Consider the following 26,557-nt stretch of genomic DNA (forward strand, 5'->3'; position numbering starts at 1 on the left):
GTCATGCCAAACGCTTACCAGATCTCCGACGAAGCTTTCGTCATCCCCGAATCCCTGCCCGTGCCCGGGGTCGGCAAGCTGCCCGTCAACGCCATGGTCCTGCGCGGGAAAGAGCCGATGATCCTCGACACGCTCGCGATCGTTCATCGCGATACATTCCTCGACGAGGTGTTCCGCATTGTCGAGCCCGAGGACGTGCGCTGGCTCTTTCTCAGCCACGAGGATCGCGACCATTCGGGCGCGATCATGCAGGTGATGGAGAAATGCCCCAAAGCCAAGCTGGTCACCAATTTTCTGGGGCTCGGCAAGCTGCACGAGGAGTTCGATTTCGATCCCCACCGGATCCACATCCTCAACGACGGCGACAAGCTGGACATGGGCGACCGGACCGTCCACGCGATCCGCCCGCCACTGTTCGACAGTTCGGCGACCACGGGAATCTGGGATCCGAAATCCGAGATCTACTATGGCGCCGATTGCTTCGGGGTCGTGACCGACGACATCCCCCAATACACCGACGAGATGAGCCAGTCGGAGTTCGAGGACGGGTACTATTTCATGAACCGCGCCAACCACATCTGGTTCGAGCACGTGCGGCCCGAGGCTCTGGCGGCGGGCGCGGAAAAGATCAAGGCGCTGGATGCCCGCATGATCGTCTCGGGTCACGGCCCGGTAGAGAGACGCAACGTGCCCGCCATGTGCAACATGATCAAGCGCATCTCGGACATGCCCGCGATCGAACTGCCCGGCCAGGACCTCTATGAGGAGATGCTGCGACCTGCCGCTGAATGACCGACAAGGGGGCCGGGCCACCTGGCAACCGGGAGGCGTCGCGGACGTCATGTCCGACGCCGTCCTGGCATCCGAAATGACCCGCGTTCCTGTCTTCGCCGATGGGACAACCGCATTGAAAAACGTCGGCGCTGCGCGACTTTGCGGTCCCGTTGCGGGCACGCCCGCGCCCGAACGATGGACGCATCTCGCGCGACCGCGTAACCTGCGCTGAAGCTGGGGAAATGGAGGCCGGTCATGGAGATGTTTGCGGGCGGGTGCCTCTGCGGCGACGTTCGCTTCGTGGCGACGGGGCGCCCCTTCCGCGTCGGGATCTGTCATTGTCTCGATTGCAGAAAACACCACGGGGCCCTGTTCTATGCCGCCGCCGTCTTTCCCCAGGACGCCGTGCGGATCGAGGGCACCCCGCGTGACTACGAAGGCCGCCTGTTCTGTCCACGCTGCGGCGGCTCCGTCCTCGCCCGCAGCGGAGACGAGGTCGAGGTGCACCTGGGGGCCCTGGATGCGACGGATCAACTGACCCCGACCTACGAAAGCTGGGCCCTGCGCCGGGAGGGATGGTTGCCGGTCTTCGCCGGTCTGGAACGATACGAGAAGGACCGCCACGAACCTCGGCGCCGTCAGGACCGGACCTGACATCGCGTCCCTGGCCGGCGCCAAGCGCAGATGGCGCACGGCCGGCCTCAGCAAAGGCACCCCGATCGCTTCCGGCAGCGGCAAGGGCATGCAACATGGATCCGGTGAGACAACGGCGGCCGGGGCACCGGACCGGCGATCTGCCAGGATGGACAAGCCTGCCGTCATGCATGCCTTTCGCCGCATCGTCGAGCAGGGCCGTTTCGCGCGTGCCGCCGAGGATCCCGGCGTGTCGCCCGCGCTTCTCCGCCGCGAGATCAGACTACTCGAAGACAGCCTCGGCAGCACCCGTCTGACGCGGACGACCCGGGCCGTGTCCCTGACGGACGCAGGCCGGCTGTATCACGAGGCGGCCAACAGCATCCTCGGGGCGGTTTTGCGGGTTGAGGCCCGGATCCGCGAGGGGGCCGGTGCGGTGCGCGGCCATCTGAAGGTCACCGCCTCCAGTTCCTTCGGACAGACGGTGATCGCCCCGATGCTTCCGGCCTTCCTGGAGGCCTGTCCCGATCTGGGCCTGTCGCTGTCGCTCGACGACCGGGTGGTCGACATGGTCGAGGGCGGTTGCGACGTCTCGATCCGGATCCGGCCCGCGATGCCGGTGTCCGCGCTGGTCGCGCGACGGATCGGCACCATGCGCCAGCGCATGTATGCCGCGCCCGCCTATCTTGAACGTGCCGGCACGCCCCAAGCCCCCGGCGACATCCGCGGCCAAAGTCTCGGCGGCTTCCTGCTCGCCGAGCACCTGACAAGCTGGACCCTGACCGGCCCCACGAGGACATATGCGCTCGACCTCGACCCCGCGGTGCGGGCTGGCAACGGTCTCGTGCTGCGGGACCTTCTGATCGCGGGGCGGGGCATCGGCACCTTGCCGGATTTCGTCTCGAACGGTCCCGAGGCGCGGGGCGAGCGAAGCGGGTCCTGCCGGAGCATGAACTGCCGGACCACGACATCTTTGCCGTCGCCGCATCCCGCCTCGGCATGGGCGCACGGGTCACCGCGTTTCTGAACCATCTGGTCGCGGCGCTGCGGGCCTGACATTCTTCAACCCGCTTGACGAGTGAAGTCAGAAACCGGCGGCTGTTCCCGCACGTCCCATCCCCGATCTTCACCGGTATCGACCCCCGGACCGGAGAGGATCCCATGACCCGGATTCTCGTCCTTTGCTATGCCAGATACGGCCAACTCCGCGCCCTGGCCCGGACCGAGGCCAACAACGCACGAAGCGTGCCGGGCACCGATGTCGACCTGCGACGCGTCCCCGAGACCGTGCCGGAAGCCGTCCGTCGAAACGCCGGTTCCGCCGCCGACGACACGCCCGTTGCCGCGCCGGCCGACCTCGAGGCCCATGACGCCATCCTGATCGGCACGCCGACGCTGTTCGGGATGATGGCCGGGCAGATGAAGTCGTTCCTGGACCAGGCCGGCGGGCACTGGGCGCACATTGCGCTGGTGGGCAAGGTTGCGGGCGTCCTCGCCTCGACCGGATCGAAGCATGGCGGGCATGAGGCGACCCTGCTGTCGAGCCAGATCCCGCTCAAGCCTTTCGGCATGCTCATCGTAGGCATGCCCCATACCTTCGCCGGCAAGACCTCGTCGGAGGCGGTGCTGGGCGGCGGTCCCTATTGCGCGGGGACCATCGCCGGCGCGGACGGAGCATGCCGGCCCGAAGTCGCCGACCTGGCCGGGGCCCGCATTCACGGGGCCCATATCGCCCGGATCGCGGCACGGCGGACCGCGGGCGCGGCCCTGGAGGCGGCGGCATGGCGTCGCTTCGCCCTGTCCCGCCTTTGCGCCTCGCCCCCCGGCCCGGCCCGACGTTCGTCCCGGACCAAGCGACGCCATGCCGCCCGCGCGACCGTTGTCCCGGCAACCAAATCGAGCGACCGCGCGACCGCGCCGGAAATCCCGACGAGGAGACCTCCAATGTCCCGAACCAAAGACATCCTTCTGACCGCTCGGGCCCCCGCGATCTGGGGCAGCACATACCTGGTCACGACCGAGGCATTGCCCCGGACCATCCCGTCGGCCTGGCGGCCTTTCGCGCCCTGCCCGCCGGGCTGCCGCTTCTGGCCGCTACACGTTGCCTGCCGCCCCGCGAGTGGTTTGGCCGGGGCTTCGTCCTCGGGGGTTTGAACTTCGCCACGTTCTGCGTGCTGCTGTTCGTCGCGGCCAACCGGCTGCCCGGCGGGGTCGCGGCGGCGGTGGGAGGTGTCGCCTCGATGGCGGCCGGCACTGTCCTCAGCCGCCGGTGGCGTCGCTCAGCTTCGCTGCGTGGCAACTCGCGGCGGGCGGGCTGATCCTGCTGCCGCTGGCACTGGTGGTAGAGGGCCCGATGCCGCATTTGACCGCCCTCAACCTCTGGAGCCTCGCCTGGTGGGCGCCGCGGCGCGCCATGCGCTCTGGTTTCGGGGGGGGGGGCGCGGCTGGAGCCTGGCGCCGTCTCGATGCTGGGAATGATGAGCCCGGTGACGGCGGCGCTTCGCGGCTGGATCCGGCTCGGGCAGGCGCTGAGCCCGCTGCAGATGGCCGGGGCGATCGTCGTCCTCGGTTCAGTTGGGGCGGGCCAATGGGTCAACCGCCCCGCCCCGGCGGCCGGGCGGCCCGGCCCCGCCCCCGGCGGCCGGTGCTAGTCGTCGTCCCCGTATTGCGTCCGCGCGGCCTCTGCCGTGATGAACCCCGCCGCGATATCCTCGGCGATCGCCTCCAGCGACCGTTTGCGCGGATCGCCGTGGCCGCCCCCGCCCGGCAGGCTCAGGCGCAGACGCTGGCCGTTGCGGACCAGTTGCCGGCCCTTCGACCTCAACTCGGTTCCGTCGGCCAGCTCGACCCGGCCCGGGGCGCCGTCGCCACCGCCCTCGCGGCCGCGGGCGGGGTGCCGGACCCGGTCGAACATGGCGTTGAAATAGAAGTCATAGCCCTCGCGGGCCTCGATCTCGATGGTCTGGCCGAGGCCGCCGCGCTGCGCCCCCGTCCCTCCCGAGCCCTCACGCAGGTCCTTGCGCCAGACCGTGATCGGGCCGACATGCTCGGTCGCCTCCACGCTCATCGTCGATACGCCCGAGGGGAAGGCCGTGGCCGAAAGCCCGTCATGGGCCGGCCGCGCCCCGGTGCCGCCGGAGTTGAACATCAGGATCTCGCGGTCGGGCAGACCGCTGGCCGGGTCCGTGGGCCGGGCCGAGATCTGGATGTTCCACAGGGCCGAGGCGCCTTCGGCGGGCACCACCCCCGGCATGGCCTTGTCCAGCGCCCCCAGCACCACGTCGGGCACGAGGTGCCCCATGACATGGCGGACCGAGACCGGCGCGGGGCGGCGCGCGGCCAGGATGGAGCCCTCGGGCGCGGTGATCTCGAACGGCTCCAGCGAGCCGGTGTTGTTGGGCACCTCGGGCGCGATCGCGCATTTCAGCGCGTAGCAGGCATAGGCGCGGGTGTAGACCTCGGGGCAGTTCACGCCGAATTTCGACATGCCCGAAGTCCCGGCGAAATCGGCGGTCAACCGGTCGCCCTCGACCACGAGCCTGACCTCCATGTGCACCGGCGTGTCGTAGCCGTCGACCTGCATCGTGTTGCCATAGCTGCCCGCCGGCACGGTCGCGATGGCCGCGCGGGTAGCCTTGCGCGAAGTCTCGATGATGAAATCGCTGAGGTCGCCCAGCGTGTCGATGTGGAACTCGTCCATCATCGACAGCAGGCGCCGTTCTCCGGTCTTGTTGCAGGCGGCGAGCGAATACATGTCGCCCACGGTCTGGTCCGGCGTGCGCACGTTGGCGCGGACCATCTCGATCAGCAGGGGCTGGACCTGCCCGCGCACGGCGAACTTGGTGATCGGGATCAGCAGGCCCTCTTCGTAGACCTCGCGCCCGTCCGGCCCGAAGCCGCGCCCGCCGATGTCGACCACGTGGGCGGTGCAGGCGAAATAGCCGATATGGACCCCGTTGCGGAACACCGGGGTGACCACGGTGATGTCGTGCAGGTGGCCGGTGCCGAGCCAGGGATCGTTGGTGATGAAGACATCGCCCTCGAACGTGTCCTGCGGCCCGATCCGGGCGGCGAAGTGGGTCACGCTCTCGGCCATGGCGTTGACATGGCCGGGGGTTCCGGTGACGGCCTGCGCCATCATCCGGCCCTGCCGGTCGAACAGCCCCGCCGAAAGGTCGCCCGCCTCGCGCACCGAGGTCGAGAACGCCGTCCGGATCAGCGTGGTCGCCTGTTCCTCGACCACCGCGATCAGGCGGTTCCACATGATCTGGAAATCAATGGTTGCGGTCGGCGTCATGGGCGGGCCTCCTTTCGGATCAGGCGCAGGCTGCCGTCCCCTTGTCCGATGACGCGGTAGCCGGAGGTGACGATGGTGCAGGTCTCGAACTCGACCACGATCGCGGGGCCCTCGACCATCCGGCCCGGCGTCAATTCCGAGCGCAGGACCTCGGGCGCGTCGACGATCCGCCGCTCCGCCGCATCAAGAAACTGCCGGGTGCGCAGCGCGGGTGCGGCCTCGCCGGCCGCGTGGCGGACCGCCGGCGTTACGGGGGGCAGGACGGTCGAGACGGTCAGCAGCCAGTTGGTGATCTCGACGGGCAGGCCGTCGATGGTGCGCCCGAAGAGGGTGCGATAGGCCTCCTCGAACAAGGCGTGGATCATCGGCACATCGTCGGGGCCCAGCCTGCGGTGGGGCAGGATCACCGGAATTTCCCAGCCCTGCCCGGAATAGCGCATCTGGGCGGTGAGCCGCGTCGTCCGCTCGAGCCCGCGTGCGCCGTCGTCGACGAAGTCATGGGCCTCGGCCTCCATCTCTGCGAGGGCGGTGGTGACCGCCTCGGCGTCAAAGGCATCGAGACGCTGGAACAGCCCCCGGGTCGCCTCGAAGCTGAACGGCGCCTTCAGAAACCCGATGGCGGAGCCCACGCCCGCGCCGGGCGGGATCAGAAGCTCGTCGATGCCCAGCTTTTCGCAAAGCCGGCAGGCGTGAAGCGGGGCGCCGCCGCCGAAGGCGATCATGGTGAAATGCTCGATGTCGCGCCCGTTCTCGACCGCATGCACACGCGCCGCGTTGGCCATGTTCTCGTCCACCAGCTCGGTGATGCCGAAGCCCGCGGCATCGGCGGTCATCTCCAGCGCCTTGGCCGCCGCCTCCGCCCGGTCGGGATGCAGACGAATGGAGCCGCCGGCGAAATTCTCGGGGTCCAGCCGGCCGAGCAGGAGGTTGGCATCGGTCACCGTGGGCTCTGTCCCGCCGCGGCCGTAGCAGGCGGGACCGGGCTCCGACCCGGCAGAGCGGGGGCCGACCCGAAGCCGCCCCATGCTGTCGATCGAGGCGATGGAGCCGCCGCCGGCGCCGATCTCGACCATCTCGACGACCGGGGTGGAAACGGTCATTCCCGAGCCTTTCTTGAAGCGGTAGGTGCGGGCCACCTCGAAGGTGTTGGCGGTCTTGGGCGTGCCGTCCTCGATCAGACAGATCTTGGCCGTGGTCCCGCCCATGTCGAAGCTGAGCACCTGGTCCAGCCCGTGCGCACGGGCGTAATCCGCAGCGAAGATCGCGCCCCCCGCCGGCCCGGATTCCAGCAGGCGCACCGGCTGTTCGACCGCCGTGTCGACCGAGATCAGCCCGCCACCCGAATGCAACAGGTAGACCGGGGCGGTCACCCCGACATCGCGCAGCCGGCTGACGAGCCGGCCGAGGTAATCGGAGACCTGGGGCTGGACATAGGCATTGGCGATCACGGTGTTGAAGCGCGGCAGCTCGCGCATCTGCGGCGAAATCACCGACGAGATCGAGATCGCGAGCTCCGGCGCCGCTTCCCGCAGCGCCTTGGCCATGGCGCGTTCATGGGCGTCGTTGGCATAGGCGTGGATGAGGCCGATGGCCACGGCCTCGAAGCCGCCGTCCAGCACCCGCGCGACCATCGCCGCGACCTCGGCCGGGTCGAGGGGACGCAGGACCTCGCCGTTCGGCCCCATACGCTCGTCCAGGGTAAAACGGTCCTGCCGGGGCACCAGAGGCTTGGGCAGGACGATGTTCAGGTCATATTGCTCGAACCGGTTCTCCGAGCGCATCTCGATCACGTCGCGAAAACCCTCGGTGGTGATGAAGGCGGTCCGGGCGCCACGCCGCTCGATCAGGGCGTTGGTCACGAGGGTGGTGCCGTGGATCACCTGGCGGATGGCGCCCGGGTCGACGCCGGCGTCCCGCGCCGCGCCGAGGATGCCGTCGATGATCGCCTGTTCGGGCCGGGCATGGCTGGTCATCACCTTGCCCGTCGCCAGGCCGCCCGGATGGGCGAGCGCGACATCGGTAAAGGTGCCGCCGATATCGACGCCGACGCGGATTTCACTGGGTGTCATTGTGGGTCAGATGCTCTTGATTACCTGGTTCGCGGCAAAGGCCATTTGATAGAGACGGGACATGATCGGCGCCGACCGGACCGGCGCGAGGTCGGTCATCGGCAGCGGCAACTCGGCCAAGTCCATGCCGGTCAGAAGCCCCGCCATCGCCTGCCCGAAAAGCGTGCCGGTGGTGATCCCGCGGCCGTTGTAGCCGACGGGGGTATAGAGGTTCTCGCCCAGCTTGCAGATCCGCGGCAGATGATCCGGCGTCATCGCGATCTGCCCGGTCCAGGCCTCTTCGAAGGTCACCGGGCCCAGCGCGGGGAACATCGCCGCCAGCTTCTTTTGCGCCCACCGATGAGAGGCGCCGCCCGCCGCCGTGCCCATGATCCTGCCCATACTGCCGAGGATCAGGCGGTCGGACATGTCGCGGCGCAGCGAGACCATGATCTTCCCGGTGCTCCAGAGCCCCTGCCGCCCCGGCAGGATGTCTTTCGCCGCCGGCCCGAGGGGCTCGGTCGCGAGCTGGAAGAAATTGATCGTCGTGTAGGCGCGCTTCAGCCCGGGCCAGAGATCGTCGGAATAGGCGTTCGTGCCCAGCACCACCGCCCGAGCCCGCAGATCGCCGCTTTCGGTCCCGACGATCCAGGCCCCGCCGTCGCGGCGCAGCGAGGTGACGCGGGTCCCGGTGCTGATCGTCGCGCCCGCCCCCCGCGCCGCGCGGGCCAGCCCCCGGCAATAGCCCATCGGGTTGATCGTCCCGGCCCGGTGGTCGAGCAGCCCGCCGTGAAACACCTCGGTGCCCGTCGCCGCAGCCACCTCGGCGCGGTCCAGCAGGTCGACCGGGGCGCCGAGGCGCTGCCATTCCGCGTGACGGGCCTTCAGCTCGGCCTGGCCGGATGGCGCGTGGGCGGCGTGGATCGTCCCGGTCCGTGTGACCTCACAGCGGATCTGGTGCCGCTCGATCAGGGAAAAGACATATTCGGGGGCCGCGCCGAACCGCTCGGTGAAACGCGGGCCGTAGGTCGGCCCGAGCGCCGTGCGCACCGCCGCGGGCGGGTGCCAGACGCCGGCGTTCACCAGCCCCACGTTCCGGCCGGAGCCGCCGTGGCCCAGTTGCTCGGCCTCCAGCACATGGGCGGACAGGCCGGCCTCCGCACAATGCAGCGCGGTCGACAGGCCGGTGAAACCTCCGCCGACGATGGCGACATCCACCGTGTCCGCCCCCGAGAGCGGCGCCGCGACATCGGGTTCCTGCGCGGACGCGGCCCAAAGCGAAATCGGTTTGTCGCGTGTCATCCGCCGCCTCCGTGCCCCGGGGCCGCGCCGCGCCGCGCCGCCGGGCTGCAAAAATGTTGCACCCTCGCCGTGAGGGTGTCAACATGCGACAAGATCGTTCCGAATAGCAGAACATCGAGGCGCCATGACCACGTTGAAGAAAACCGCATCCCAGATGGTGGCCGAGGCCCGCGCCCGCATTGAGGAGATCGAGACGAAGGACCTGATCGCGCGGCTGGACGACCCGGACCTGGTGATCGTCGACATCCGCGATATCCGAGAGCGCCAGCGCGGCGGATATATCCCCGGCAGCGTGCACGCCCCGCGCGGCATGATAGAGTTCTGGGTCGACCCCGACAGCCCCTATCACAAGGCGGTCTTTGCCCAGCCGGGCAAGAAATACGTCTTTCATTGCGCCTCGGGCTGGCGATCTGCGCTGACGGTGGCGACGCTGCAGGACATGGGGTTCGAGGCCGCGCATCTGAGAGAGGGCTTTTCCACATGGGCCGCACATGGCGGGCCTGTGGAGAGCCCTGTGAAAAAGGACTGACCGCGGCGCCCCCGCTACCCCCGGAGGAGCTTTTCCGACACGCGGGCCGCGGCCTCGCGCACCAGGGCGCCGATCCGGCCGGCATCGCCCTCGGCGAGGTTGATCTCGGGCAGAGAGATGCCCAGCGCCGCCACCGCCACCCCGTCGGGGAGGGTGACGGCGGCCCCGAAACTCAGGATATGTTCCCGATACTCGCCGCGGTCGAGCGCATACCCACGGGATTGCGTGGCCGCGATGTCGGCGTCCAGCGCCTCGATATTCGTCAGCGTCCTATCGGTGTGGCGGGTCAGGTTGCCCACCAGCTTGTCGCGCATCCGGCTGTAATTCGCGGCCAGGATCGCCTTTCCCGTCCCGACGCAATGGATTGGGGCCGACCCGCCCACGGTGTTCCAGGACCGGATCGGTTTTCGACTGTCGATCTTGTCGATGTAGACGATGGCCAGGTCCTCGGGCACGGCGAGATAGATCGCCTCTCCGGTCTGTTTGCTCAGGTAGGTCAGCTCCGGCCCCGCCATCTCGCGCAGGTCGAGGTGTTCGACCAGGTTGCGGCCGATCTGCCAGGTCTTGAGGGTGGCCGCGTAGGAGCGGTTGTCGAGGCGGCGCACGTATCCCAGGGTCGTCAGCGTCTGCAGAAGGCGGAAGGTGTTCGACTTCGTCAGGTCCAGCTCGCGGGAGAGCTCGGTCACGCCCTTGCCGCTCCGGGAGGCGGCGAGGCGCTCCAAGATGGCCAGCCCCTTCGACAGGGTGGAATCCACTTTCGGTGACTTCGACTGGTCTGCCATCTGGTCCATGCTCCCCCATCCGTTTCATATATCAGAACATTTGTGGCTGTTGAAGCGTGCCTGATTTCGCGGCATTCCCGCCCGGAAATGGCTGCCGGGCACCGCAGCCCGGCCCAGCCCGATTTCCCCGGTGCGCATGCTTTGTTGCCTGATGGCGTGGCGCCACGGTCAAGAAGGCTTGCTTTGCTCAACCTTTGGGTGACTATAGACCCCGCTGTGCGTTTTCGCGCATTGGCGGCACCTGAAGGCCGGAGGAGTGTCGGAGGTGTGGCGTGGCCAGGAGAGGGCCGTGCAAGTCAAAAAAAACGGGAGAAGACATGACAACATGTAAGATGGTTCACGCGTTGGCGGTTTCCGCGACGCTTATTGGAACGGGCGCATTCGCGGCAGGGCATGAGGACCGCGAGGGCTGGCCCGAGAGCTTTACCGTCGGCACCGCGTCCCAGGGCGGCACGTATTTCGCCTACGGCGCCGGCTGGGCGAACCTCGTGTCCGAAGAGCTTGGCATCACCGGCGGCGGCGAAGTGACCGGCGGCCCGATGCAGAACATGGCGCTCGTCCACACCGGCGAGGCGCAGTTCGGCATGACCACCATGGGCCCCGCAGCGGAATCCCTGGGCGGCACCAACCCCATCGCCCCCGGCCTGCAGATGACCAATGCCTGCGCGATGTTCCCGATGTACCAGACCCCGTTCAGCGTCACCGCGCTGGCCTCGTCCGGCATCACCACCATCGCCGACATTCCGGACGGGGCGCGCATCGGCTTCGGCCCGGCGGGCTCGACCTCCGACACCTACTTCCCGCGCATGATGGAGACGCTTGGCGTCGACTTCGAGCGTCGCAACGGCGGCTGGGGCGACCTGGGTGGCCAGCTTCAGGACGGCCTGCTGGACGTGATCGCCTTCGCGGCCGGTGTCCCGGTGCCGGCGGTGTCGCAGCTTGAGGTCCAGACGGACGTCAACATCATCGAGTTCACCGAGGAAGAGCAGGCAGCGATCCTCGAGGCCTTCCCGGTCGCCCAATTCGAGATCGCGGCCGACACCTACAGCACGCTCGAGTCCCCTGCCCGGTCCGTCTCGATGTGGAACTTCGCCATCGCCAACTGCGACCTGCCGACCAGCTTCGTCAAGGCCGTGGTCGACGTGGTGATGTCGGACAACGAGCGGATGGTGAACATCCACCGTGCGGCCGGCTCCACCCTGCCCGAGAACTGGGACAAGAACGGCGTCCTGATGTGGCACCCCGGAGCGGCGGAATGGTTCATCGAGAACGCCGGCGCGGACATTCCCGAGGACATGATCCACTCGTCGATGTAACCCGGCCCCCCCGAGGGCGAGACCGGAAAAGTGCCGCACCCTTCGCGGGGTGCGGCGCGTCCAACAAGAGACCCGGGCCGGCGCATCCGTTCGGTGACAAGTGTGTACGACATGACTTCAAGGGGATGGGACAATGTCAGATCAGCAAGCGGAGCAATTCGAGCCCGTGATCGCCGAAGGCGTCGATGAAGAGCCAGTAGAGCCGAATCGCCGCCAGTTCACGGGGCGCCTCGCGCCCTTCGCGGCCACGCTGGCCATCCTCTACGCCGCGTTTCACATGGCGGCGCTGAACGGGGTCTCGATCTCGAACTACACGGGGATCGAGATCCCCTTCCTGCCGCAATTCCCGCTGGAAACCTGGAATTTCCGGATCGTGCACATCGCCGGTGCGCTGGTTCTGGGTTTTCTGATCTTCGCCGCCCACGGCTTCGACCACGAGGGCGAACGCGACACCCCACTCCTGAGCCGCGCGGGCCTGGTGCTGTTCCTGCCGGTTGCCGCCGTCTACTGGACGGCGCTTCAGTTCATCCTTTCGGTCCAGAGCGGGGACCTGCCCGAAATGGGCGGGCTGGTGACCTGGGCCGCCTTTCCCGGCACGCCGCTTTACGCGCAAGAGCTGTGGTGGTTCGGCCTGCCCCTGCTGGTCGCGACCTTCGGCGGCATCGTCCTGAGCTGGTTCGAGCGGCGCCCCCGGGGCGCGGTTGCCACCTCCGACGTGGTCATGGCGCTTTGCGGGATCGCCATCGCGCTCTACCTGATCCCGATCTATTCCACCGCGGCGCGGAATTCCGTCGGCACGTCCTTTGTGCCCATCGGCGTGGCCTTCGCCGCCACCGCCGGCTCCGCCCTGATCCTGGAGCTGACGCGCCGTGTGGCGGGGCTCGCCCTGGTCGCCATCGCCGGCATCTTCCTCATCTACACCTTCACCGCGCATCTTCTGCCCGGCATCCTGGCGGTGCAAAGCGCCTACACCTGGCAGCGCTTCTTCGGCCACGTCTATTCCGACGCCGGGATCCTGGGGCCGACAACGGCGGTCAGCTCGACCTACATCATCCTCTTCATCATCTTCGCGGCGTTCCTCCAGGCCTCGAAGGTCGGGGATTACTTCATCAACTTCGCCTTCGCCGCCGCCGGCCGCGCCCGGGGCGGGCCGGCCAAGGTCGCGATCTTCGCCAGCGGCCTGATGGGCATGATCAACGGCACCTCGGCAGGCAACGTCGTCGCCACCGGCTCGCTCACCATCCCGCTGATGAAGAAGGTCGGCTACGAGAAGAAGACCGCCGGCGCGATCGAGGCCGCGGCCTCCACCGGCGGGCAGATCATGCCGCCGATCATGGGCGCCGGCGCCTTCATCATGGCAGAAATCACCGGCATCCCCTACACCGACATCGCCTTCGCGGCGATCATTCCGGCGGTGCTCTACTTCGTGTCGATCTACTTCATGGTCGATTTCGAGGCCGCCAAGCTGGGCATGCGCGGCATGCGCGAGGACGAACTTCCGAAATTCGCCAAGCTGGTGCGTCAGGTCTATCTCTTCCTGCCCATCATCATCCTGATCGTGGCCCTGTTCATGGGCTACTCGGTCATTCGCGCGGGCACGCTTGCCACGGTCTCGGCCGCCGTCGTCAGTTGGCTCACGCCCAACAGGATGGGGCCGCGCTCGATCCTGAAGGCGCTGGAGCTTGCGGGACTGATGTCGATCCAGATCATCGCGGTCTGTGCGGCGGCGGGCATCATCGTCGGTGTCATCAGCCTGACCGGCGTCGGGGCGCGGTTCTCGTCGCTCCTGCTCAACCTGGCGGGGGTCAGCCAGCTTCTGGCGCTGGTCTTCGCGATGTGCATCGCGATCCTGCTGGGGATGGGGATGCCGACCACCGCCGCCTACGCCGTCGCGGCCTCGGTCGTGGCGCCGGGCCTGATCGAGATCGGGATTCCGCAGCTCACGGCCCATTTCTTCGTGTTCTACTTCGCCGTGGTCTCGGCCATCACACCACCCGTGGCGCTGGCCTCCTATGCGGCGGCGGGGATCTCGGGGGCGAATCCGATGGCCACCTCGGTCGCGTCGTTCAAGATCGGGATCGCGGCCTTCATCGTGCCCTTCATGTTCTTCTACAATAGCGCGTTGTTGATGGACGGCAGCACGATCGAGGTCCTGCGGGCGGGTGCCACGGCCGTGTTCGGCGTATTCCTGCTCAGCTCCGGCGTGCAGGGCTGGTTCATGGGGTCGCGGACCGCGTGGTTCATGTGCGCGGCCCTGATGCTGGCCGCGCTGTTCATGATCGAGGGCGGGATCTTTACCGACCTGATCGGGATTGGCGCAGCGGTGGCGGTGTTCTTCGTCCAGAAACTGCTGCACCCCGCACCGGACGCGCAGATCTCGGTGCGCGGGGCCGACTGAGCCCGGTCCGGGGCAGGCAGGCGATCCGCCCGTCTGCCCCGGCCGCCGTCCCGTTCGGGTCGGCAATCGCCCGCTTCGCGGTTGTATTTCCCGCGTGATTGGGGAACGTGCCCACATCACAGGAAAGGAAAGATCCCATGACCAAGGAATACTACGGCAGCGCCAAGGTCCCCCTCACCCCTGTCGTCCGCGCGGGCGATTACGTCTTCATCTCCGGCCAGGTGCCGTTCGACGCGGACGGCAACATCGTTCCGGGCGGCATCCAGGCAGAGACCCGGGCCGTCCTCGACAACCTGCGGGCCTGCCTCGACATGGCGGGGTGCGGCTTGGAAGACGTGATCAAGACCACCGTCTGGCTGCGCGACCGCGACGACTTCGCCGCCTTCAACGAGGTCTACGGCGCGGCCTTTTCGCACAATCCCCCGGCGCGTTCGGCGACGGAAAGCCGTCTCATGATCGACATCGCGGTAGAGATCGAGGCCATCGCCTACAAGCCGCTCTGACCGGCCAGCCCGCACCAGAGAGGCCATGCCGCAGGTTGGAAACGGACAAGTTTGCCGTCCTGAAAGAGCCTTCTGGCGCCGTCTGAGGTCGAAATCATGACAGGCGACGGAACGGCCCCCGGGGCATGGCGCCCCCGGGTGCGGCTTGCACCGGCACCCGCCCGGTGCGACCGCGCCACCCGACAAAGGAGGAGAACAAGATGACCGATCCAGTGCGCGTCCTGGTCGTGGGCCTCGGCAACATGGGGGCCTCCCACGCCTCGGCCTATCACCGCAATCCCGGCTTCGAGATCGTCGGACTCTGCACCCGAACGATCAGGTCCAAGGCGCTTCCGGACACGCTCTCCGACTATCCGCTCTTCGAGGACTACGAAGCCGCACTTGCCGAACTGAAACCCGACGCCGTGTCGATCAACACCTGGCCCAACACCCACGCCGACTACGCGCTCAAGGCGATGGATGCAGGCGCCCATGTCTTCATGGAAAAGCCGATCGGCACCACCAACGCAGAGGCCGAGGCCGTCGTCGCCAAGGCCCGAGAGACGAACCGCAAGCTGGTGCTGGGCTATATCCTGCGGGTCCATCCGTCCTGGATCAGGTTTATCGAGCTGGGCCGGACCATGGGCAAGCCCTTGGTCATGCGGCTGAACCTGAACCAGCAAAGCTCCGGCGATGCGTGGTTCTGGCACAAGGACCTGATCGACAGCCTGACCCCGATCGTCGATTGCGGCGTCCACTACGTCGACGTGATGTGCCAGCTGACGGGCGCGAAGCCGCTGCGCGTCCACGGCATCGGTGCGCGGCTCTGGGACGCGGCGGACAAGCAGAACTACGGCCACCTGCACGTGACGTTCGACGACGGCTCCGTCGGCTGGTACGAGGCCGGCTGGGGCCCGATGATGTCCGAGACCGCGTTCTTCGTGAAGGACATCGTGGGGCCCAAAGGCTCCGTCAGCCTGGTTCCCGACCCGACGGCGGCCACGGACAAGGACCTGTCGGACAGCGCCGACATCGACAAGCACACCAAGACAGATGCGATCCGGGTGCACCACGCGGATGTCGGCGCCGACAAGACGTTCACGCAGGCGGACGAGATCCTGTCGATGGAGGACGAGCCGGATCACCAGCAGCTCTGCGACCGCGAGCAGGACTTTTTCCTGAAGGCGATCCGCGAGGATCTCGACCTGGGCGAGTCCATGGACGCCGCGGTCAATTCCCTGCGCATCGTGCTGGCCGCCGAAGAGAGCATCGCAAAAGAACAAGTCGTGCGGCTCGATTGAGCAGGTCGGGAGGCATTCATGCGAGAAATTGACAAGGCCCGCGATCCGGTGCCCGGCGGCGGGCCGACAAACATGGCCGGCACGAGCGGCGCAGGGTGAAGAACGTCTCGGTCTGGACCTACCCCTGGGACCTGCACGACCTCGGCCCCGACGCGGCCATCGCCACCCTCGCCGCCGAAGGGGTCGATACGATCAGCCTCGCCACCTCTTATCACGCAGGGCGCTTCCTTCAGCCGGGCAACCCACGGCGTCGGGTCTGGTTTCCGCAGGACGGCACCGTGTACTACCGCGTCGACCCGGCCCGCTGGACAAGCCAGGAGATCATCCCACTGCAGGCCGATATCGTGGAGAGCGAGGGCGACATGCTCTCCCGCCTCTGTGCCCTGCGCGAGACCGGCGGGCCGCAGGTCTCTTGCTGGACGGTCTGCCTGCACAACACCCGGCTGGGCATGGCGCATCCCGACCATGTCATGCGCACGGCCCATGGGGATCCGCATTCCTATGCGCTTTGTCCCTCCAGCCCGGCCGCGCGGGCCTATGTCACGGGCGTGGTGGCGGAGATCGCAGAGCGCTATGCCCCGGACAGGATCGAGCTGGAAAGCCCGGATTTCATGGGCTTCGACCACGGGTTTCATCACGAGAAGGACGCGCTTGGCCTCCTGCCGGAGGATATGTTCCTGCTGGGGGTCTGCTTCTGCCGCCATTGCATGAATCGCGCCACGCATGCCGGCGTTCCGGCCGAGGCCGCGAGGGCGCGGGTCGCGGACCTGCTCGACGCGGCCTTCGCCCGCGAGCTGCCCCGAAGCCGATTCCCGGATTTTCCGTAGGCGGGCATCGACGCTTTTGCCGGCGAGGCCGCCCTGCATGCCTTTCTGACATGGCGCAGCGCACCCGTCAGCTCTCTGTTGGAGGAGGTCGTCACCGCTGCCGGAGGGGCGTCGAAGGTGCTGCTGATCGACGCCGAGGGCTCCTGGACGGGCGGCGTGGACACGGCCGCGGCCGCGCGGATCTGCGACGGGATCCTGTCTTGCGCCTATGTCACCGCGCAAGACAGGATCGCGCCGCTGATGGCCGAGACCCGCGCCCTGCTGGGCCCCGACAAGACGCTGATCGCGGGCTTTCTGCTGTCACATCCGCAGGTCGCCGACGCGGCGGATCTGGCGGACCGTGTCGCCGCCGCGGCGCCCCATGTGGACGGGCTGAACTTCTACAACCTCGGGCTGGTGCCGCCGGCGCGGCTGCGGTGGATTTCAAAGGCGCTGCAAGGGCTTGCCTGACCGGCGCCCCGAAGGCCTAGCCCTCGGGAAGCCTGTCCGACGCCCAGCTTGACGCGGCCTGTGCCCGAAGCGCCTCGACGGTCTCGGCCGGAACACTGTCGGCGGTGCGGTGGCCCCCCCAGCGGCTCGTCGTGGAACAGATAGACGCGGGACAGGAACTGCCCGAACTCCAGCGACCCTTCGCCGTGGCGTTCGCCGTTTCCGCTGGTCGAGACGATGACCCCGCCGCCCCAATCCTGGCCACTGTCGTTGTTGGGATTGTAGAAATAGACCCGCATCACGCCCGACTGGTCCTCGGCGACCCGCAGGATGGCGATCGCGTGCCAGCCGACGAAGGTCTGGTTCGGATCGGTCACGGCGATGCCGGCGGGCTGCGGATGGCTGACAGGGCGGTCACCGTTGTGATCGGGATGATAGGTGGCGAAAAACCGGCGCAGGAAGCTCTCGTATTCCGAGAGCTTGCCCGTCGTCACATCCACCGCCACGGCACAATCGCGCGAGACCCACCAGCCATGGAACTGCGGATTGATCCAGCGGTGCGGATCGCCTTCGCGCCCGACGCAGAGCCGCCCCATCTCGGCATAGACCTTGTCGAGATGTCCGACCAGCAGCACCGACACCGGGTCGGCATCGATCGGGCCGAACCCCGCCAGCCCCGCGGGCAGGTCGGCGGAATTGATCGGCGTGCCCTCGAACTGCATCAGCACCGCATCGAATTCCGACACCTGCGAGACGATATGCAGCAGGAAATCGGGCTCGATCAGCGACCACATGGCGATGGCGCGCGCCGACTGGCATGTCGGATTGGCGCCCTGGCCCACGCCAAGCGGCTGACCCAGCACCTGCAGCACACCGGCGAGCAGATGGGTCTCGGGCGGGACGACCTCTCCGAAGCCCAGCGCGAGGCGCTCGCAGGCGCTGCCCTGCACCTGTTGCTGCAATTGCCGCGCGAGGGCCGGAACCATGGGCCCGTGGTGCAGAACGCCACGGTCCAGCAGCATCGCCAGGCCATAGAGCGCCTGGGGCGTGGACAGGGTGACGCCCGCGCGGATCAGATCCTCGACCAGGCGCTGGTAATGACGCCAGCAATCGAGGCCGGTGGTGCCGAGGCCGAGGGTTTCGGGCACCAGCGACCTGTCGCGATATTCCAGCACGTGGCGCAGGAACGCGACGTGGTAGTCGGACACGAGGCCGGTGTCGTGCATCGCACGGGCAAAGCCCATCGCCTCGCGCGAGAGGCTGGGTTCGTCGAACCGGTCGATCCGCGCCAGATAGGCCTCGATCCCCGGATCGTCGAGCGAGGCGACCGTGGGCCCGAAGAGCGCGCTTACCAGACGTTCCGCCCCCAGACGCTCTCCGCCGGGCCCGGTGCCTTTTTCGTTCAGGGCGACGGCGATCTGGGCGATCATGTCCTTGGCCATGTTCACCTGCACCGAACGCTGTTCGAGCAGGCGCCAGATCTCCTTGACCAACACGCCAAGAACGTCGGTCAGACCGATATGCTCGGAGATGAATTTCAGGAGGTCTCGCTTGAGGGTCCAACGCTCACCAAGGCTTCGGGCCGCCTCGTCGGACTGGCCGAAGAGGTCGCGCAGGTTGAGCGCCAGCACCTGTGTCAGGAAGTGCCGCGCGGTGTCCTGGTGCAGGTTTTCATGCCGGGCCCGGCCGGTCGCGACGGCCAGAAATCGGCACAGGCTGACCGTCTCGAGCGCCGTGAACGCCGGATCCTCGGACAACAGTGTACCGCCCGAGATCTGCGGCAGCAGCGCCCCCGGGAAATCCCAGTCGGAGCCGGAGAACAGGCCCGCGTCATCCATGGCCACCGCCCGCTCGCGGATCACGTCGAGACCGCCCTCAAGCCGCACCAACCGGGCCACCACGTCGAGGACGGGCCGCTGATAGCGCAGCTTGGCGAAGGGCCGTGCCCGCTCGAGCCGCTCGATGGCGACGTCGAGTGTCCCGGCCAGCCGCGCCACCTGGGCGCGACTGTCCGGTTCCGAAGGGCGACCGTCGGGGGCCGTCGATGCAAAGGTCATCAGACGTAGTAGTCCAGTTCTTCCTGCCGCTTGAGAAGGTCCCGCAGCTCGTGCGGATTCTCACCGAAGAAATAGGCCAGCCCCCAGTGGGTGCCGAAGGCCGAACGCTTCGCGACCTTCTGCTCGCGCGGGTCCGACAGCTCGTGAAACTCCAAATACGGGTGGTTCGCCGTCTCTTCGGGCACTTCGAGCCGGCTGACCACCCGACGGCGGGGATAGACGCCGAAGCACCCGGCATGGCCCTTGGCATCCTTGACCGGCGTCGGAAAGAAGGCGTCGAGCTCTTCCTGAGTGGTCTTGGGGTCGAAGGCGACGACGAGGGCCTGGTAGCCATTGAAGCCATAGGCGCGCTCGATCAGCTCCAGCCCGTTGAAGCCCGGCGGACGATAGGCGACCTCGCCGAAGTAGAGCGTGTTGTCGCTCGTGAGGAAGTACTCGGGGTGGATGAAGCCAAACTCGATGTCGAAGGTCTCGATCAACTTCTCGATCTGCTCGGTGATCCGGGCGCGGTGCTGTTCCAGCTCGGGTGTGGCGGGCACGAAGACCGAATAGCCCAGCGTGACATATTCCGAGATGTTCAGGAACTGGATCTTGCCGTTCTTGATCCAGGCCTCCACCGCGAATTCCCAGCCGTCGAGGTGGCTTTCCAGCAGGGCGGGAAATTCGTCGTCGGGGATGTTGTCCACATCCTCGGGGGTGCGGATCACCCGGTGACCGGCCGTGCCCGACTTGTCGAACGCCTTGAAGTGGATCGGGTCGTTCACGTCGCCGTCCAGCTTCAGCAGCGTCTGGTTCACGCGCTTGAGAAAGCGGATCACGTCGCCGCGGTCATGCGCCTCTTCGAAGACGCCCACGCGGATGCCGCCCAGCTGGGCGCGCCGTTTCATCAGCGACTTGTCCCGGAACAGCATCGCCTGGCCAAGCAGGCGCGGGTTCTTGAGCAGGACCGCGTTGATCGCGCCCGCCCATTCGACGGTTTCCTCGAAGATCGGAATGGCCACGTCGACGCCCATCTCTTCAAGCTGGTGGGCCAGCTCGTAGGAGCGTTCGTTCAGACGGTCGAAATCCCAGGGAACGAACGGAATGTCGTTCTGCTTGCAATAATCCTCGGCCCAGGGCGGCGCCACGACGACATAGCGGCGATCGAACCGGTCGATCGCGTCGATGGCGTTGAGGCTCCAGCCCAGAATGGCGATATAGCCCTTTTCAGGATTCTTGTTGGTCATTTGTTCTTCCTTTTGTTCTTCCTTTTTCGTCGGCAAAGATCAACGGGTCATTGATAGCCCCGTCCACTCGCGGATCTCTGCAAGGTCCTGCATCAGGATGCGGTGATAGTCCGGATTTGAACGGGCCTGATCTCACATATCGTCCCGGATTGAAAGGGAGAGCCCCCGGCGCGGCCCCGGACGAGGTGTCTCCAGCGGCGACGGACCCCGCCATACAGGGCCGGATCCGCGCAGGCGGCTCCGCCGGACGGGAGCGTCTTTCGCACTCGGCCCGGGCGCAGGCCGCGCATCATCGATTCGGCCCTCCGGCGCCCTGCGGCGCCGATGGGAAAACTGGCAGCCGGCCGAATTTCAGGCAGATCTCGCCGCGCAGAGGGCCGGGTCCGGGCGCGCACGCGCGAATTCGGGGGGCAGGTGCGCGAAAGTGGCCTGATCCGGTTGCAGGCCCCCGCGCCGGCAGGGGCACCGGGCGCGTCCTCGTTGCACATTTTCTTCGGGACAGTTACGGCATTGCGACCACGAACCGGCGATCCCGCGCCTTTGCAGGGCGCCCGATCAGCCCCCCCTCATTCCGCGGCACCGGCCCCGGCGAAAGGATCCCAGATGCGCATCTCGATCGAGGTCACGATGACTTATCGTTTCCCCGAACCGAACACGGTCTTCTTCGCCATCGAGGCGGCCGATTATGATGGCCAGACGATCGAACAGCAGCGGATGATGCTGGGCGAGGCGACGGTCGACCGGATCGCCGGCGACTCGGGCGTGGGTCAGCGGATCTGGGCGCGTGTGCCGGGCAATGACATGGAATTGTATTACACCGCGACGATCGACGTCACGCGCCCGGCGATCCCGCTGGTCGGGCTGGAGGCAATGCCGCTGCACAGGCTCCCCGCCGAGGTGGTCCCCTATCTGCGGCCGTCGCGCTATTGCCAGTCCGACAAGTTCATCGCCTTCGTCAACAAGCGGTTCGGCCATCTGCAGGGGGGCGCCAAGATCGCCGCCATGCGCGACTGGATCGAGGCGGAACTGTCCTATGTGCCCGGCAGCTCGGATGCCGACACCAACGTGCTTGAAACATTCGCCGGGCGGCAAGGCGTCTGCCGCGACTACGCCCATCTGTTCTGCACCATGGCCCGGGCCGCGCAGATCCCGGCCCGCGCGGTCGCAGCCTACGGGGCGGACGTGGTGCCGCCGGATTTCCACGCGGTGGCCGAGGTCTGGCTCGGCGATGCCTGGCACCTGGTCGACCCGACCGGCATGTGCCAGGCGGACGGGCTGGCCGTGGTCGCGGTCGGGCGCGACGCCTATGACATCGCCTTCATGGAGTCCCAGGCGCCGGCGGAGCTCATCACCCAGATCGTCAACGTCGCGCGGGTCTGATCGGGCGGGGGCGACAGGCGGCCGGCCCCGCCCTACCCTGCCCCGTCGTCGCGCGTCCGGGCGAGGAAGGCCTTGGCTTCGTCCACCGTCTCGAAGACATGCGAGCCCACGTCGCGCCGCAGCACATCCCCGATCTTGACCCGCATGAAGGCGGAGTTTGAAAACCGGGTGACCGTGCCGTAATAGCCGTCTTCCAGGTCCCGGACCATGGCGGCATAGGCCGTGGCGATCTCCGGGTCGATCTGCGCGTCGTCGTAGTTCACGATCACGTCGACCCGGTTGCCCTGCGCCCGGCAGACCTGCTCGATCCGGGCGCGGATGCGGGCCACGTCCTGCTCGCGGCGCACGCGGAGTTTCTCGAAGTTGATGAACAGGGTCCGGCCGTCCGGGTCCATCGCGATGCGGTCTTCGATGCCGAGGGCCAGCAGGTCGGACCGCAGCCCCATGGGCGGGTCGGCAAAGATGCGGGCATCCATGAGTTTGGGGCTGTCCAGGATCGGCGCGAAATCCATCTGGCCCAGGATGTCGCGGTCGATATCGACCCCCGGCGCCACCTCGACCAGGTGCAGCCCGTCGCGCTCCAGCGCCAGGACACAGCGCTCGGTCACGTAGATCACCTTGCGGCCCTGCTCTGCCGCCCGCGCACCGGCAAACGTGGTCTGTTCCACCTGCCGGACGAACTTGCGCACCGCACCCTCGCGCCGGATCACCAGTGCGCCGTCCTCGACCGACGTCTCCAGCCCGCCCGAGGTGAAGGTGCCGGTGAAGACCAGCGCCCGCGCGTTCTGGCTGATGTTGATGAACCCGCCCGAGCCCGCCAGCCGCGCCCCGAACCGCGAGACATTGACCGACCCGGCGCTGTCGGCCTCGGCCATGCCGAGAATGGCCAGATCCAGCCCGCCGCCGTCGTAGAAGTCGAACTGCAGGTTCTGCGCGATGATCGCGTCGGTGTTGACCGCCGCCCCGAAATCGAGGCCCGACGCCGGGCGCCCGCCGATCACGCCGGGCTCGGTCGTCAGGGTCAGATAGTCCAGAAGCCGCTCTTCGCCGGCGACCGCGGCGACCCCCTCGGGCATGCCGATGCCGAGGTTGACGACGCCGTTGACCGGCAGCTCGAAGGCCGCCCGGCGGGCGATGATCTTGCGCAGGGTCAGCTCTCCGGCCGGCATCTCGTCGGTCTGGACGCGGAACGCGCCGGTGAAGGCGTGGGAGAAGGGCGTGGCGAAGGTCTGGACGTGATCGCCGGGCTCGGCGACGACGACGGCATCGACGAAGCCGCCGGGGATCTGAACCTCGCGCGGGTGCAGGGTGCCGGGGGCCGCGATCCGCTCCACCTGCACGATGACCAGGCCGCCGGAGTTCTTGACCGCCATCGCCTGGCTGAGGTTGTCGAGCGTCAGCGCCTCGTTCTCGAGGGTGACGTTGCCCTTGGGGTCCGCGGTGGTGCCGCGCAGCAGGGCCACGTCGATCCGCGGGGCGGGATAAAAGAGGTATTCCCTGCCCCCCAGCTCGATCAGCTCGACCACCGGGTCGGTCGAGACGGCGTTGATCCGCCCCCCGTCCTGCCGCGGATCGACGAAGGTCTCGAGGCCGACGCGGGTGACGAGGCCGGGCCGCCCGGCCGCGATCTCGCGGAACTGCTGGCTGATGACGCCCTGCGGCAGGTTGTAGGCCTTCATCCGCCCCTCGACGGCGAGGCGGGCCATTTTCGGGATCAGCCCCCAGTGGCCCCCGATGGCTTCGGCGACAAGCCCGTCGTGGCCCAGGCAGTTCAACCCGCGGTCCTTGCCGTCGCCCTGCCCCGCGGCGAAGAACAGCTTGATCCCGCGCGGGGTGCCGGTGTCCAGGAAACGGGTCTCGAGCGCCTTCAGCAGCGCCTCGGGCACGCCGATGCCGACGAAGCCGGAGGTGGTGATGCGGTCGCCGTCGCGGATCAGGCCGATGGCGTCTTCAACTGCCGTTATCTTGTCGCTCACGTCCCGGCTCCTCTTCTGTCGCATCCAGCCAGGACAGGATCGGGTCGATCTGTGCGGCGGTGTTGAGCGTCGGCGTGTGGCCCACGCCGTCGAATTCGATGACGCTGGCGCCGGGCTGCTCGGCCACCATCCGGGCCAGAAGCTCCGGCGTGAGAAAGTCGGAGTTCGTGCCGCGCAGGATCAGGATCGGGCATTTGATCCGTTTCCAGTAGGTCCAGAAGTTGAAGCGGACCAGCAGCCAGTATTGGCGAAAGTTCTCGCCGATGCCGGGGTCGAAATGCGGCGCATAGGACCCGTCGTCTTCGCGGTAGACGCTGGTATGGGCCATGTGGCGCCAATCGTCGTCGGTCATCGGGCCGAAACCGGCGTAGATCTCGCGCAGGTGGGCCTCGGTCGCGGCGTAGTCCGCCAGCCGGATCGGCCCGGCGAGGTAGCCGGCCACCCGGCGCAGCGCGGGCATCGGCACCTCGGGGGCCACGTCGTTGATCACCAGCCTGCGGATCGGAGAATTCGGCAGGCCCGCCATGACGATCCCGCAGAGCCCGCCGAGCGAGGTGCCGATCCAGTCGACCTCGGAACAGCCCGCGGCGGCCAGCACCGCGGTCAGGTCGCAATTATACTGGGGCACGTGGTAATCGTCGGGATCGGGCAGCCAGTCGCTTGCGCCCCGGCCCACAAGATCGGGGCAGACGATCTTGCGACGACCCGCCAGCGCCCGGGCCAGCGGGTCGAAATCGCCGCCGTGCCGGGTCAGCCCGTGGACGCAGAACAGCGGCCTGACATCGTCCGGTTTTCCCCAGACATGGTAGGCGATCATGTGAAAGCCCTTGGGGTTGATCGCGCGGACGTAGGTCAAGCTGTCCTCGGTCCGCCGGAACTCGTCCAGCGACCAGTTGGGCGCGGCGCGGCCGCCCCCGCCGGGCCGCGCCGGTCGAGGCGCGTTCACGGTCATCGGACCTGCACGTATCGCCCCGGCGCGGGCTCGATGACGCCATGCTTGCGCGATCCGATCCCGGGCGGGGCCACCTTTTCGCCGGGGTTCTGCGTCGCCAGCCAGTCGTTCCAATGCGGCCACCAGGAGCCGGCGTGCTGCTCTGCCCCGGCGTGCCAAGCCGGTGCGTCCGGGCCGGTCAAGGCGTTGGTCCGGTAGCCGTATTTCACCTTGGTCGGCGGATTGACCACACCGGCGTTATGGCCCGAGCCGCCCAGCACGAAGGTCTTGTCGCCCCCGAAATGCTGCGCCCCGGCGAAGGTCGAGGCCCAGGGGCAGATGTGATCCTCTTCGGCGGACATGAAGTAGAGCGGCACGTCGACCCGGCCGAGGTCGAGCGCGACGCCACCGATCTCCACCGCGCCGGGTTCCCGCAGGAGGTTCCGGTTGTAATAGGTCTCGAGATACCAAAGGATCATCCGGGCCGGCAGCCGGGTCGAATCCTGGAACCAGTAGACCATGTCGAAGGGCAATTGCTCCTTGGCCAGCAGGTAGTTGTTGACCACGTGCCCCCAGATCAGGTCGTTGGCCCGCATCAGCGAAAAGACCGACGACATCTCCTCGCCCGAATGGTAACCGCGCGTCTCGACCGCGCGCCGAAGGGTGGCCAGCTGCGCGTCGTCGATGAACACGCCGAGGTCGCCGGATTCTTCGAAATCGGTCATGCAGGCCATCAGCGTGGCGGAATGGACCGGGCGTTCGCCCCGGGCAGCCAGATAGGCGAGCATCGTCGCGACCAGCGTGCCGCCAATGCAGTAGCCGGCGACGTTCACGTCCCTGGCGCCGGTGATCTGGCGCATCACCTCGATAGCCTCCAGCGGGCCTTCGAACATGTAGTCGTCGAACCCCTTCTGCGCGAGCTCCGGCCCCGGATTGACCCAGGAGATCAGGAACACCGTGTGGCCCTGATCGACCAGCCATTTCACCATGCTCTTGTCGGGCGTCAGGTCCAGCGCGTAGTACTTGTTGATCCAGGGCGGCACGATCAGCAGCGGGCGGGCGTGCACGGTATCGGTGCCGGGCGCGTACTGGATCAGCTGCATGAGGTCGTTCTCGAAGACCACGGAGCCTTGCGTCGTCGCGAGGTTGCGGCCGACCTCGAAGGCGTCGGGATCGGTCATGGTGATCTTCAGCCGCCCCTGCCCGCGTTCGAGGTCGCGCAACAGGTTGGAGAACCCCTCGACAAGGTTCTGGCCGCCGGTCTCCCGCGCCTTCTCGATGACCTCGGGGTTGGAATGGGCGAAATTCGTCGGCGACAGCGCCTCGATCGACCGCCGGGTGTAGAAGCTGACGATCTTGCGGGTGTGCGGGTCCATGTCGTTGGGCTGATCCGCCAGCGCCTGGGCATAATCCGCGTAGATCAGGTAGGCCTGCTTGAGGTGGTCGAACACCGCCTCCTCGCTCCAGGCCTCGTTGCGGAACCGGCCGTCGCCCCTGGCCGGAACCGCGACGGGCTCGGGTCTTTCGCCGCCGCCAAGACGGGCGGTGCCGGCCTGGAACAGGCGGCCCATCCGCTCCCAATAGGCGGTGTTGGCCTTCATCAGCGCCTGCGGATCGCGCATCAGCGTGAGGTTCCAGTCCCAAAGGGCGCGCGAGACCGCGGCGGGGTCGAAGCCGGGCGGCACGTCGCCCTTCTGCTGGCGGTCCATGAAGGCCTGAAAGATCGCCTGCGTGCGCTGAGCCACGTCCGCCGCCTGGCGGGCGGCCTCGGCGGGATCGAGAGGCGTGTCCGCCGTGGTCTTGTGCTTGTCGGCCATCGCGGCTTTTCCTTTCACCGTTCGCCGGCGCGGCGTGTTTGCCGCACCGGCA

General features: G+C 67.6%; 22 protein-coding genes. 13 read left to right on the forward strand and 9 right to left on the reverse strand.

Features of this window, described 5'->3' with window-relative positions; genetic code table 11:
• Nucleotides 1-3: 3 nt before the first annotated feature.
• From ROA7023_RS11380 to ROA7023_RS25815, 5 genes are all read left to right on the forward strand, one after another.
• Nucleotides 4-792 (forward strand): oxygen-binding di-iron domain-containing protein, encoded by a 789-nt coding sequence (locus ROA7023_RS11380; RefSeq protein ID WP_085879165.1) that lies wholly within the window; start codon nucleotides 4-6, stop codon nucleotides 790-792.
• Between the two features lie 237 nt (nucleotides 793-1,029).
• On the forward strand, nucleotides 1,030-1,428 hold the full coding sequence (locus ROA7023_RS11385) for a GFA family protein (RefSeq protein ID WP_085879166.1): 399 nt from the start codon (nucleotides 1,030-1,032) through the stop codon (nucleotides 1,426-1,428).
• 148 nt (nucleotides 1,429-1,576) lie between these two features.
• Nucleotides 1,577-2,434, forward strand: coding sequence for a LysR family transcriptional regulator (locus ROA7023_RS11390; RefSeq protein ID WP_234992164.1), 858 nt, complete (start codon nucleotides 1,577-1,579; stop codon nucleotides 2,432-2,434).
• A 134-nt stretch (nucleotides 2,435-2,568) separates the two neighbouring features.
• Nucleotides 2,569-3,561, forward strand: coding sequence for an NAD(P)H:quinone oxidoreductase (gene wrbA / locus ROA7023_RS25810; protein ID WP_442475987.1), 993 nt, complete (start codon nucleotides 2,569-2,571; stop codon nucleotides 3,559-3,561).
• A gap of 311 nt (nucleotides 3,562-3,872) precedes the next feature.
• Nucleotides 3,873-4,058, forward strand: a complete 186-nt coding sequence (locus tag ROA7023_RS25815) for a hypothetical protein (RefSeq protein ID WP_442475988.1) — start codon at nucleotides 3,873-3,875, stop codon at nucleotides 4,056-4,058.
• On the opposite strand, the gene ROA7023_RS11405 is transcribed toward ROA7023_RS25815, so the two are convergent.
• Genes ROA7023_RS11405 through ROA7023_RS11415 form a run of 3 tightly spaced genes read right to left on the reverse strand, consistent with a single transcriptional unit; the run spans nucleotide 4,055 to nucleotide 9,054 of the window.
• Nucleotides 4,055-5,704, reverse strand: coding sequence for a hydantoinase B/oxoprolinase family protein (locus tag ROA7023_RS11405; protein WP_085879167.1), 1,650 nt, complete (start codon nucleotides 5,702-5,704; stop codon nucleotides 4,055-4,057). The two genes, ROA7023_RS25815 and ROA7023_RS11405, sit on opposite strands and share 4 nt — an antisense overlap.
• Entirely contained in the window at nucleotides 5,701-7,773 is a 2,073-nt protein-coding gene (locus ROA7023_RS11410) for a hydantoinase/oxoprolinase family protein (protein WP_085879168.1), read from the reverse strand. Before ROA7023_RS11410 ends, ROA7023_RS11405 begins: the two co-directional genes overlap by 4 nt.
• A 6-nt stretch (nucleotides 7,774-7,779) precedes the next feature.
• On the reverse strand, nucleotides 7,780-9,054 hold the full coding sequence (locus tag ROA7023_RS11415) for an NAD(P)/FAD-dependent oxidoreductase (protein WP_085879169.1): 1,275 nt from the start codon (nucleotides 9,052-9,054) through the stop codon (nucleotides 7,780-7,782).
• Between the two features lie 124 nt (nucleotides 9,055-9,178).
• Here ROA7023_RS11415 and ROA7023_RS11420 point away from each other — a divergent pair, with 124 nt between their 5' ends.
• Entirely contained in the window at nucleotides 9,179-9,583 is a 405-nt protein-coding gene (locus tag ROA7023_RS11420) for a rhodanese-like domain-containing protein (RefSeq protein ID WP_085879170.1), read from the forward strand.
• Between the two features lie 14 nt (nucleotides 9,584-9,597).
• Here the strand turns inward: ROA7023_RS11420 and ROA7023_RS11425 are convergent, their stop codons facing one another.
• A complete protein-coding gene (locus tag ROA7023_RS11425; RefSeq protein ID WP_200812491.1) occupies nucleotides 9,598-10,374 on the reverse strand; it encodes an IclR family transcriptional regulator in 777 nt (258 codons plus the stop codon).
• Nucleotides 10,375-10,682: 308 nt separating this feature from the next.
• Here ROA7023_RS11425 and ROA7023_RS11430 point away from each other — a divergent pair, with 308 nt between their 5' ends.
• The 6 genes from ROA7023_RS11430 (at nucleotide 10,683) to ROA7023_RS24760 (ending at nucleotide 17,139) form a co-directional block, all read left to right on the forward strand.
• Complete coding sequence (locus tag ROA7023_RS11430; protein ID WP_234992165.1) at nucleotides 10,683-11,681, forward strand: TAXI family TRAP transporter solute-binding subunit; 999 nt, start codon at nucleotides 10,683-10,685, stop codon at nucleotides 11,679-11,681.
• A gap of 133 nt (nucleotides 11,682-11,814) precedes the next feature.
• Nucleotides 11,815-14,079: a TRAP transporter permease gene (locus ROA7023_RS11435; protein WP_085879172.1), complete on the forward strand. Its 2,265-nt coding sequence runs from the start codon at nucleotides 11,815-11,817 to the stop codon at nucleotides 14,077-14,079.
• A gap of 137 nt (nucleotides 14,080-14,216) precedes the next feature.
• Nucleotides 14,217-14,582 (forward strand): RidA family protein, encoded by a 366-nt coding sequence (locus ROA7023_RS11440; RefSeq protein WP_085879173.1) that lies wholly within the window; start codon nucleotides 14,217-14,219, stop codon nucleotides 14,580-14,582.
• A 200-nt stretch (nucleotides 14,583-14,782) separates the two neighbouring features.
• Nucleotides 14,783-15,862, forward strand: a complete 1,080-nt coding sequence (locus tag ROA7023_RS11445) for a Gfo/Idh/MocA family protein (RefSeq protein WP_085879174.1) — start codon at nucleotides 14,783-14,785, stop codon at nucleotides 15,860-15,862.
• A gap of 95 nt (nucleotides 15,863-15,957) precedes the next feature.
• Nucleotides 15,958-16,689, forward strand: coding sequence for an alpha-amylase family protein (locus ROA7023_RS24755; RefSeq protein ID WP_200812492.1), 732 nt, complete (start codon nucleotides 15,958-15,960; stop codon nucleotides 16,687-16,689).
• Nucleotides 16,690-16,806: 117 nt separating this feature from the next.
• Nucleotides 16,807-17,139 carry a hypothetical protein gene (locus ROA7023_RS24760; protein WP_200812493.1) on the forward strand — a complete coding sequence of 111 codons (333 nt, stop codon included), beginning with the start codon at nucleotides 16,807-16,809 and terminating at the stop codon, nucleotides 17,137-17,139.
• Here ROA7023_RS24760 and ROA7023_RS11455 read toward each other — a convergent pair.
• A complete protein-coding gene (locus tag ROA7023_RS11455; protein ID WP_234992166.1) occupies nucleotides 17,070-19,175 on the reverse strand; it encodes a hypothetical protein in 2,106 nt (701 codons plus the stop codon). The two genes, ROA7023_RS24760 and ROA7023_RS11455, sit on opposite strands and share 70 nt — an antisense overlap.
• Nucleotides 19,175-20,401 carry an ATP-grasp domain-containing protein gene (locus ROA7023_RS11460; RefSeq protein WP_085879175.1) on the reverse strand — a complete coding sequence of 409 codons (1,227 nt, stop codon included), beginning with the start codon at nucleotides 20,399-20,401 and terminating at the stop codon, nucleotides 19,175-19,177. Before ROA7023_RS11460 ends, ROA7023_RS11455 begins: the two co-directional genes overlap by 1 nt.
• A gap of 603 nt (nucleotides 20,402-21,004) precedes the next feature.
• On the opposite strand from ROA7023_RS11460, the gene ROA7023_RS11465 reads away from it, so the two are divergent.
• Nucleotides 21,005-21,781 (forward strand): transglutaminase-like domain-containing protein, encoded by a 777-nt coding sequence (locus ROA7023_RS11465; RefSeq protein WP_085879176.1) that lies wholly within the window; start codon nucleotides 21,005-21,007, stop codon nucleotides 21,779-21,781.
• 32 nt (nucleotides 21,782-21,813) lie between these two features.
• Here ROA7023_RS11465 and ROA7023_RS11470 read toward each other — a convergent pair whose 3' ends face one another.
• Genes ROA7023_RS11470 through ROA7023_RS11480 form a run of 3 tightly spaced genes read right to left on the reverse strand, consistent with a single transcriptional unit; the run spans nucleotide 21,814 to nucleotide 26,505 of the window.
• Entirely contained in the window at nucleotides 21,814-23,757 is a 1,944-nt protein-coding gene (locus ROA7023_RS11470) for an acyl CoA:acetate/3-ketoacid CoA transferase (protein ID WP_234992167.1), read from the reverse strand.
• Entirely contained in the window at nucleotides 23,732-24,709 is a 978-nt protein-coding gene (locus ROA7023_RS11475; RefSeq protein ID WP_085879178.1) for an alpha/beta fold hydrolase, read from the reverse strand. Before ROA7023_RS11475 ends, ROA7023_RS11470 begins: the two co-directional genes overlap by 26 nt.
• Complete coding sequence (locus ROA7023_RS11480; protein WP_085879179.1) at nucleotides 24,706-26,505, reverse strand: PHA/PHB synthase family protein; 1,800 nt, start codon at nucleotides 26,503-26,505, stop codon at nucleotides 24,706-24,708. Before ROA7023_RS11480 ends, ROA7023_RS11475 begins: the two co-directional genes overlap by 4 nt.
• Nucleotides 26,506-26,557: the final 52 nt, after the last annotated feature.

Source organism: Roseisalinus antarcticus (genome assembly GCF_900172355.1).
Taxonomy (GTDB): Bacteria; Pseudomonadota; Alphaproteobacteria; order Rhodobacterales; family Rhodobacteraceae; genus Oceanicola; species Oceanicola antarcticus_A.

What these genes read in the sequence shown, in the direction of transcription:
- ROA7023_RS11405 (WP_085879167.1), bottom strand. Translation starts at nt 5,704, where the DNA reads ATGACGCCGACCGCAACCATTGATTTCCAGATCATGTGGAACCGCCTG.
- ROA7023_RS11385 (WP_085879166.1), top strand. Translation starts at nt 1,030, where the DNA reads ATGGAGATGTTTGCGGGCGGGTGCCTCTGCGGCGACGTTCGCTTCGTG.
- ROA7023_RS11410 (WP_085879168.1), bottom strand. Translation starts at nt 7,773, where the DNA reads ATGACACCCAGTGAAATCCGCGTCGGCGTCGATATCGGCGGCACCTTT.
- wrbA (WP_442475987.1), top strand. Translation starts at nt 2,569, where the DNA reads ATGACCCGGATTCTCGTCCTTTGCTATGCCAGATACGGCCAACTCCGC.
- ROA7023_RS11445 (WP_085879174.1), top strand. Translation starts at nt 14,783, where the DNA reads ATGACCGATCCAGTGCGCGTCCTGGTCGTGGGCCTCGGCAACATGGGG.
- ROA7023_RS11415 (WP_085879169.1), bottom strand. Translation starts at nt 9,054, where the DNA reads ATGACACGCGACAAACCGATTTCGCTTTGGGCCGCGTCCGCGCAGGAA.
- ROA7023_RS11380 (WP_085879165.1), top strand. Translation starts at nt 4, where the DNA reads ATGCCAAACGCTTACCAGATCTCCGACGAAGCTTTCGTCATCCCCGAA.
- ROA7023_RS25815 (WP_442475988.1), top strand. Translation starts at nt 3,873, where the DNA reads ATGCTGGGAATGATGAGCCCGGTGACGGCGGCGCTTCGCGGCTGGATC.
- ROA7023_RS11475 (WP_085879178.1), bottom strand. Translation starts at nt 24,709, where the DNA reads ATGACCGTGAACGCGCCTCGACCGGCGCGGCCCGGCGGGGGCGGCCGC.
- ROA7023_RS11425 (WP_200812491.1), bottom strand. Translation starts at nt 10,374, where the DNA reads ATGGACCAGATGGCAGACCAGTCGAAGTCACCGAAAGTGGATTCCACC.
- ROA7023_RS11420 (WP_085879170.1), top strand. Translation starts at nt 9,179, where the DNA reads ATGACCACGTTGAAGAAAACCGCATCCCAGATGGTGGCCGAGGCCCGC.
- ROA7023_RS11460 (WP_085879175.1), bottom strand. Translation starts at nt 20,401, where the DNA reads ATGACCAACAAGAATCCTGAAAAGGGCTATATCGCCATTCTGGGCTGG.
- ROA7023_RS11390 (WP_234992164.1), top strand. Translation starts at nt 1,577, where the DNA reads ATGGACAAGCCTGCCGTCATGCATGCCTTTCGCCGCATCGTCGAGCAG.
- ROA7023_RS11435 (WP_085879172.1), top strand. Translation starts at nt 11,815, where the DNA reads ATGTCAGATCAGCAAGCGGAGCAATTCGAGCCCGTGATCGCCGAAGGC.
- ROA7023_RS11430 (WP_234992165.1), top strand. Translation starts at nt 10,683, where the DNA reads ATGACAACATGTAAGATGGTTCACGCGTTGGCGGTTTCCGCGACGCTT.
- ROA7023_RS11465 (WP_085879176.1), top strand. Translation starts at nt 21,005, where the DNA reads ATGCGCATCTCGATCGAGGTCACGATGACTTATCGTTTCCCCGAACCG.
- ROA7023_RS11480 (WP_085879179.1), bottom strand. Translation starts at nt 26,505, where the DNA reads ATGGCCGACAAGCACAAGACCACGGCGGACACGCCTCTCGATCCCGCC.
- ROA7023_RS11455 (WP_234992166.1), bottom strand. Translation starts at nt 19,175, where the DNA reads ATGACCTTTGCATCGACGGCCCCCGACGGTCGCCCTTCGGAACCGGAC.
- ROA7023_RS11440 (WP_085879173.1), top strand. Translation starts at nt 14,217, where the DNA reads ATGACCAAGGAATACTACGGCAGCGCCAAGGTCCCCCTCACCCCTGTC.